The organism is Streptomyces fuscigenes (assembly GCF_021556455.1).
GTDB classification, from domain to species: domain Bacteria; phylum Actinomycetota; class Actinomycetes; order Streptomycetales; family Streptomycetaceae; genus Streptomyces; species Streptomyces fuscigenes.
The window spans coordinates 1-6,336 of sequence record NZ_JAKGCV010000324.1 but is presented as its reverse complement, the minus strand read 5'-3'; the positions used below and the strand labels follow the sequence as shown (position 1 = coordinate 6,336).

The following is a 6,336-nucleotide window of genomic DNA, read 5'->3' as shown; positions in this document are numbered from 1 at the left end:
CCGCGCCGCCCCCGCCCACCGGCCCCGCCACCGGTGGGGCGGCGGCGTCGGGGGCGGGGGCGGCGCCGGGACGGGCGGCGCCGTCGCTCGGTTCGGGCGTGTCGGTCGGCATCGCCGCCAGGCTACTTGCCGTGGGAGGCGGACGCGGCGGCGTCCGCGGCGTTCGCGTCCTTCGAGATCTTCGTGAGGATCTGCTGCGGGTCCGCGCCGGGTTCCACGGCCTTGCCGATGTTCTTCTTGATCGTGTCGCTCACCTGCGACCACGAGCTCTTTCCGAAGGGGTACAGCTCCGACGCGCCGAGCGTCTTCTGGAACTCGCGCAGGTCGTTGTGGCCCTTGTCCGCGGCCATGAGGGTGTTCGCGCTGTAGGTGACCGGCAGCAGGTCGTACTGCTTGACGAAGTCCATGACGTTCTTGTCGTCGTACGCGAAGTCGAGGAACTCGCCGATCTCCTTGGCGTGGCCGTTCTGCTTGAAGGCCATCATCCAGTCGGCCACGCCCATCGAGTTCTTGGCCTTGCCGTCCTTGCCGGGCATCGGCACCATGCCGAAGTCGATGTGCGCCTTGCGTGCGTCGTTCATCAGCGTCGGGTGGCCGTTGAGCATGCCGACCTTGCCCTCGGTGAACTCCTTGAACGCGTCGGCGCGGTCGAGCTTCGCGGGGGCGACGGGACCCGTGAGGCCCTTGCCGACGAGGTTGTGCTGGAGCCACTTGAACGTGTTGACGTTCTCGTCGGAGTCGATGCTGTACGAGCCGTCCGCGGTGCTGGTGTAGCCGCCACCGCCGCTGAGCATCCACATCATCGTCTCGGCCTGCGACTCCTCGGTACCGAGCGGCAGCGCGAAGGGCACGGAGACGCCGTCGGACTTCAGGGCCTGGGCGTCGCTCTCGATGTCGTCCCAGTTCTTCGGCGCCGAGATGCCGGCGTTCTCGAACAGCTTGCGGTTGTAGAACAGCAGCCGGGTGGAGGCGACGAACGGCAGCCCGTACTGGACCTGGTTGACCTTGCCCGCGTCGGCGAGCTGGGTGACGAACCCCGACTGGACCGGGACGCTGAGGATCTGGTCGGCGCTGTAGAGCTTGCCCTCGTTCGCGTAGTCCGCGAACGCGCCGACCTGCGCCATGTCCGGGGCGTCGCCGTCCTTGACCATGCCCGCCACGTCGGCGTCGACCGTCTTCCAGGACCGGACGTCCACGTCGACCTTGATGTTCGGGTGGTCCTTCTCGAACGCGGAGGCGACCTTCTTCCAGTAGATGCTGGAGGACGTCTCCGGGCTGTTGCCGTAGTCGGCCGCGACGAGTCTGAGCGTGGTGCCTCCGGATCCCGTGGTGCCGCTGCAGCCCGCGAGGACCGTCGTGCTCAATACGGCTATGGCCGTCGTCATGCCCAGATACCGGTGCCGCACGTGTCCTCGTCCTGCCCTTCACCCGCCGCCCGAGCGGGAATGCCTTCTGCCCGTCGTTCGACGGGAACGCGTCAATGGAACCGAGATTTTGTCTTGTTCGAACGTTTGAGTCCAGTGAAGTGGCCAATACCGGCCGGTGACGCGCCGGAGTGAAGGCGGGAAAGATCACCGGGAATGGACTAGACCTCTCATGGGTGCACGCGCGAGACTGTGTGCGTGAAACACGTCATCGCCCTCGATGTGGGCGGCACCGGCATGAAGGCCGCCCTGGTGGGGGCGGACGGCGAGCTGCTGCACGAGGCACGCCGGCCGACCGGCCGGGAGCGCGGCCCCGAGGCCGTCGTCGAGGCGATCGTCGGCTTCGCCGCCGAACTGCACGCGTTCGGCGTGGACCGGTTCGGCGAGGGCGCGCACGCCGCCGGCGTGGCCGTCCCGGGCGTCGTGGACACCGGGCGGGGCATCGCGGTCTACGCCGCGAACCTCGGCTGGCGGGACGTTCCGCTGCGGGACCTGATCGGCAGGCGGCTCGGCGGAATCCCCGTCGCGCTCGGCCACGACGTACGCACCGGGGGCCTCGCGGAGGGCCGCCTCGGCGCGGGCCGCGGCTCCGACCGCTTCCTGTTCATGCCGATCGGTACGGGCATCGCCGGCGCGATCGGCATCGACGGCGTGATCGAGGCGGGCGCGCACGGCGTGGCCGGCGAGATCGGGCACGTCGTCGTGCGCCCTGGCGGGGCGGAGTGCAGCTGCGGCCAGCGCGGCTGCCTGGAGATGTACGGCTCCGCCCGCGCCGTCACCCGTGCCTGGGCCGCGGCCGGCGGGGACCCCGACGCGGATGCCGCGGACTGCGCCAAGGCGGTCGCCTCCGGCGATCCCGCCGCGATCGAGGTGTGGCGGGACGCCGTCGACGCGCTCGCCGCCGGGCTCGTCACCGCGCTGACGCTGCTCGACCCGCGCACGCTGATCATCGGCGGCGGGCTCGCGGAGGCCGGCGACACGCTGTTCGAACCGCTGCGCGCGCAGGTCGCGGCGAAGGTCACCTTCCAGAAACTGCCCACGATCGTTCCGGCCGCGCTCGGCGACACCGCCGGGTGCCTGGGGGCCGGGCTGCTCGCCTGGGACCTACTCGCCTCGGAGGTAAGCGCCTGATGGCCGCCGCAGCATCCACGACTCCCGCTTCCGCCGCGCCCGCCCCGGCCGCGGGCGCCGGCCCGGGCACGGTGCTCACCGGAGGACGGGTCGTCCTGCCGACCGGAGTCGTCGAGGGCGGCCGGGTGATCGTCCAGGGCGCGCGCATCGCCGGCGCGGCGCCCGACGGCGCCGAGGAGCTCGACCTCGGCGGGCACTGGATCGTGCCCGGCTTCGTGGACATGCACAACCACGGCGGCGGCGGCGCCTCCTTCACCTCCGGCACGCCCGAGGAGGTCCTGCGGGGCGTCCGCACGCACCGGGAGCACGGCACCACGACGGTCGTCGCCTCCACCGTCACCGGCGAGCTGGACTTCCTCGCCCGGCGCGCGGGCGTGCTGTCGGAACTCGTCGAGCAGGGCGACCTCGCCGGGCTGCACTTCGAGGGCCCCTTCATCTCCCCCTGCCGCAAGGGCGCGCACAGCGAGGCGCTGCTGCGCCACCCGGACCCGGCGGACGTGCTGACGCTGGTCAAGGCCGCGCGGGGCACGGCGAAAATGATGACGCTGGCCGCCGAGCTGCCCGGCGGCCTCGAATCGGTGCGGCTGCTCGCCGACCACGGCGTGATCGCCGCGCTCGGCCACACCGACGCGACGTACGAGCAGACCCTTGAGGCGATCGACGCGGGCGCGACGGTCGCGACGCACCTGTTCAACGCGATGCCGCCGCTCGGCCACCGGGTGCCGGGGCCGATCGCCGCGCTGCTCGAGGACGAGCGGGTCACGGTCGAGCTGATCAACGACGGCACGCACCTGCACCCCGCGGCGCTCGAACTCGCGCTGCGCTGCGCGGGCGCCGCCAGGACGGCGTTCATCACCGACGCGATGGACGCCGCCGGCTTCGGCGACGGCACCTACGCGCTCGGCCCGCTGGAGGTCGAGGTCAAGGACGGGGTCGCCCGGGTCGTGGAGAACGGCTCGATCGCGGGCTCCACGCTGACGCTGGACACCGCCTTCCGGCGCGCCGCGACGGTCGACCGGATGCCGGTGGAGGACATCGTGCGGGCCATCTCGGCCAACCCGGCGCGACTGCTGGGCCTCGACGACCGGGTCGGCTCCCTGGAGCCGGGCAAGGACGCGGACATCGTCGTCCTCGACGCGGACTTCGCCCTCAAGGGCGTGCTGCACAAGGGCACCTGGGTCCTCGACCCGCGCACGGCCTGATCCCGGTGCGCGTCCGGCGGCCCCGGACGCGCACCGGCGCCCGGCGCCGGGACGGGCGCTCCCGGGCGCCCGCTCCGACCCGGAAACCCGCTCCCCCTCCCCCGTACCCGGGAAACACGCTCCCCTCCCCCGCGCGCGCCCTGCGCGGCTCCCCAGGTGCCGTGCCGGGCCCGGCACCCCATCACTCGGGCACGTGAGCATCGCGCGCAAGCTTCCCTATAGTGGGACAAAAGGGACGCATGCCACATCGGCGGACCGTCCCGGGTCCGCCCGGAGTGCAGGGAGCACGATGGAACGGCACCTCGACCTGCCCGACGCACACCTCGCCTACGACATCGAGGGGAGCGGGGAGACGATCCTGCTGATGCACGGCGGGTTCTCCCCCGACTGGTTCGTCCCCGCCGCCTCCCGGATACCGGACCACCGGCTGATCACTTTGCAGCGGGCCGGATACGGTGGCAGCAAGGATCTGTCCGGCGGCGCGAGCGTCGCCGCCCACGCGGACCACGCCGCCGCGGTGCTGCGCGCCGCCGGCGCCCGGCGGGCGCACATCGTCGGCCACTCGGCCGGCGCCTCGGTCGGCCTGCAACTGGCGCTCGCCCACCCCGACCTCGTCGGCTCGCTGATCCTCTTCGAGACGGCCTTCCCGTACGCGCCGGAGGAGTCGCCGATGCCGGGCATGGCACGCGCGGTGGAGGCCGCGAAGCGGGGGGCGTACGAGGACGCCTTCGACGCGTTCCTCTCCAGCGTGAGCGGCCCCGGCTACCGCGACGCCTTCGTCCGCGAGCTCGGCGAGGCCGGGCTGCGCCGCGCCGTCGACAACACCCCGTACTTCTTCGACTCCGAGGGCGCGGCGTTCCGTGCCTGGTCGTTCGGGCCCGACGAGATGGCGTCGGTGCGAGCGCCCCTCCTCCTCGCGGTCGGCGGCCTGGGCGAACGGCTCGGCACCCCGCACCGGGCCCGCAGCGCGCACCTGGCACGGGGCATTCCGCAGGCGGAGACGGCGGTGCTGCCCGGGGTCAGCCACTCCCTGCCGATGGAGGACCCCGACCTGGTCGCCCGCACCATCACCGCGTTCGCGGCCCGCCACCCCCTCGGCTCCGCCTGAGGGCGGGGCGCCGGCGCACCGCACCCGGGGGGACGCAGGGCTGTGGGTCCTGGGCCGTGGGCCGTGGGCTGTGGGCCGTGGGCTGTGGGTCCCGGACCGCGAGCCGTGGCCCGTGAGCCGTGAACGGCGGTGCGCCCGCCGGACTTTCCGGACACGGCCTGTGCCGGAGCCCGCACGTTTGGCATGATCGACTGCGCCGGTCCCTTCGGGACGCGACCGGCGGCGGCGAACGGACCATCGGGCAACGGGGGGCATGGCGTGATCCTCACGGTCACTCTCAACGCCGCCCTCGACCTGACCTACCGCACCCCGTCGCTCGTGCCGCATTCCACGCACCGGGTCGCCGAGGTCGTGGAGCGGCCCGGCGGCAAGGGCGTCAACGTCTCGCGCGTCCTGTCCGCACTGGGACACGACACCGTGGCGACCGGCTTCCTCGGCGGCCGTACCGGCGAGGACGTGCGGGCCCTGCTCGCGCGGTTGGCACCGCGCGTCACCGACGCGTTCGTGCCGGTCGCGGGCGCGACCCGGCGCACCGTCGCGGTGGCGGACGAACGCGCGGGCGACACCACCCAGTTCAACGAGCCGGGCCCCCAGGTCACCGGCGCCGAGTGGCAGGACTTCACCGTCGCGTACGGGGAGTTGCTCGCCGGGGCGGACGTCGTCGCGCTCTGCGGCAGCCTGCCGCCCGGTGTGCCGGTCGGCGCGTACGCGCAGTTGGTGCGGCAGGCCCGGGCCGCCGCGGTGCCCGTCCTCCTGGACACCAGCGGCGAGCCGCTGCGCCGGGGTGTCGCCGCCCGGCCCGACCTGGTGAAGCCCAACGCCGACGAACTCGCCCGGCTGACCGGCGCGCGCGAACCCCTGCGCGCCACCCGGGACGCCCGCCGCCGCGGGGCCCGTTCCGTCGTCGCGTCCCTCGGGCCCGAGGGGCTCCTCGCCGTCACCCCGGAGGGCACCTGGCGGGCCGCGCCGCCCGCACCCGTCGCCGGAAACCCGACGGGGGCCGGCGACTCCGCCGTGGCGGGCCTGCTGTCCGCGCTGGTCGAGGGACTGCCGTGGCCGGACCGGCTGGGCCGCGCCGTGGCGCTCTCCGTGGCGACCGTACGGGCCCCGGCCGCGGGCGAGTTCGACGCCGCCTCCTACGAGGAGCTGCTGCCGCGCGTCACGGTGAGCGGCCAGGCCTGAGAACTCTGCCACCGCGCGCGAGCCCCGCGCCGGGTCCCGCAGCGTGCGCCGCAGAGCCTCCGCCGTCACCGGAACGAACACCTCGTGGTCCATGGGAGCGAGCCTACTTAAGCCCGCCCGGGACGGCGCTCACTCGCCGTATCTCGGGTGAACCAAAGTCGACGGGGGCAGGCGGCCGGCCCCGGGCGGGCGCTCGCGCAGAGCCGCGCGCCCGTCTGCCGCCAGACGGGGGCCGTCCAGGGACCTCAGCGGGGGCGCGCCGGGCGCCAGGGCGAGCCGGGGGGCGTCC

The 6,336-nt window shown here is 73.8% G+C and carries 5 protein-coding genes; 4 read left to right on the top strand and 1 reads right to left on the bottom strand.

The window, feature by feature from the left end; all coding sequences use genetic code 11:
- Positions 1–122: 122 nt before the first annotated feature.
- The gene (locus L1885_RS21270) at positions 123–1,385 is read right to left on the bottom strand and encodes an extracellular solute-binding protein (RefSeq protein WP_235798767.1); all 1,263 of its coding nucleotides are present in this window, start codon (positions 1,383–1,385) and stop codon (positions 123–125) included.
- Between the two features lie 237 nt (positions 1,386–1,622).
- Between L1885_RS21270 and L1885_RS21265 the strand changes: the two genes are divergently transcribed.
- From L1885_RS21265 to L1885_RS21250, 4 genes are all read left to right on the top strand, one after another.
- Positions 1,623–2,555, top strand: a complete 933-nt coding sequence (locus L1885_RS21265) for an ROK family protein (protein ID WP_235798766.1) — start codon at positions 1,623–1,625, stop codon at positions 2,553–2,555.
- Positions 2,555–3,757, top strand: coding sequence for an N-acetylglucosamine-6-phosphate deacetylase (gene nagA / locus L1885_RS21260; protein WP_235798765.1), 1,203 nt, complete (start codon positions 2,555–2,557; stop codon positions 3,755–3,757). The genes L1885_RS21265 and nagA overlap by 1 nt, the downstream gene beginning before the upstream one ends.
- Before the next feature lie 289 nt (positions 3,758–4,046).
- Positions 4,047–4,865 (top strand): alpha/beta fold hydrolase, encoded by an 819-nt coding sequence (locus L1885_RS21255; RefSeq protein WP_235798764.1) that lies wholly within the window; start codon positions 4,047–4,049, stop codon positions 4,863–4,865.
- A 258-nt stretch (positions 4,866–5,123) separates the two neighbouring features.
- Positions 5,124–6,047, top strand: coding sequence for a 1-phosphofructokinase family hexose kinase (locus tag L1885_RS21250; RefSeq protein ID WP_235798763.1), 924 nt, complete (start codon positions 5,124–5,126; stop codon positions 6,045–6,047).
- Positions 6,048–6,336: the final 289 nt, after the last annotated feature.

Excerpts from the sequence above, each read along its gene's own strand:
- L1885_RS21270 (WP_235798767.1), bottom strand. The coding sequence starts at position 1,385 with ATGACGACGGCCATAGCCGTATTGAGCACGACGGTCCTCGCGGGCTGC.
- nagA (WP_235798765.1), top strand. The coding sequence starts at position 2,555 with ATGGCCGCCGCAGCATCCACGACTCCCGCTTCCGCCGCGCCCGCCCCG.
- L1885_RS21255 (WP_235798764.1), top strand. The coding sequence starts at position 4,047 with ATGGAACGGCACCTCGACCTGCCCGACGCACACCTCGCCTACGACATC.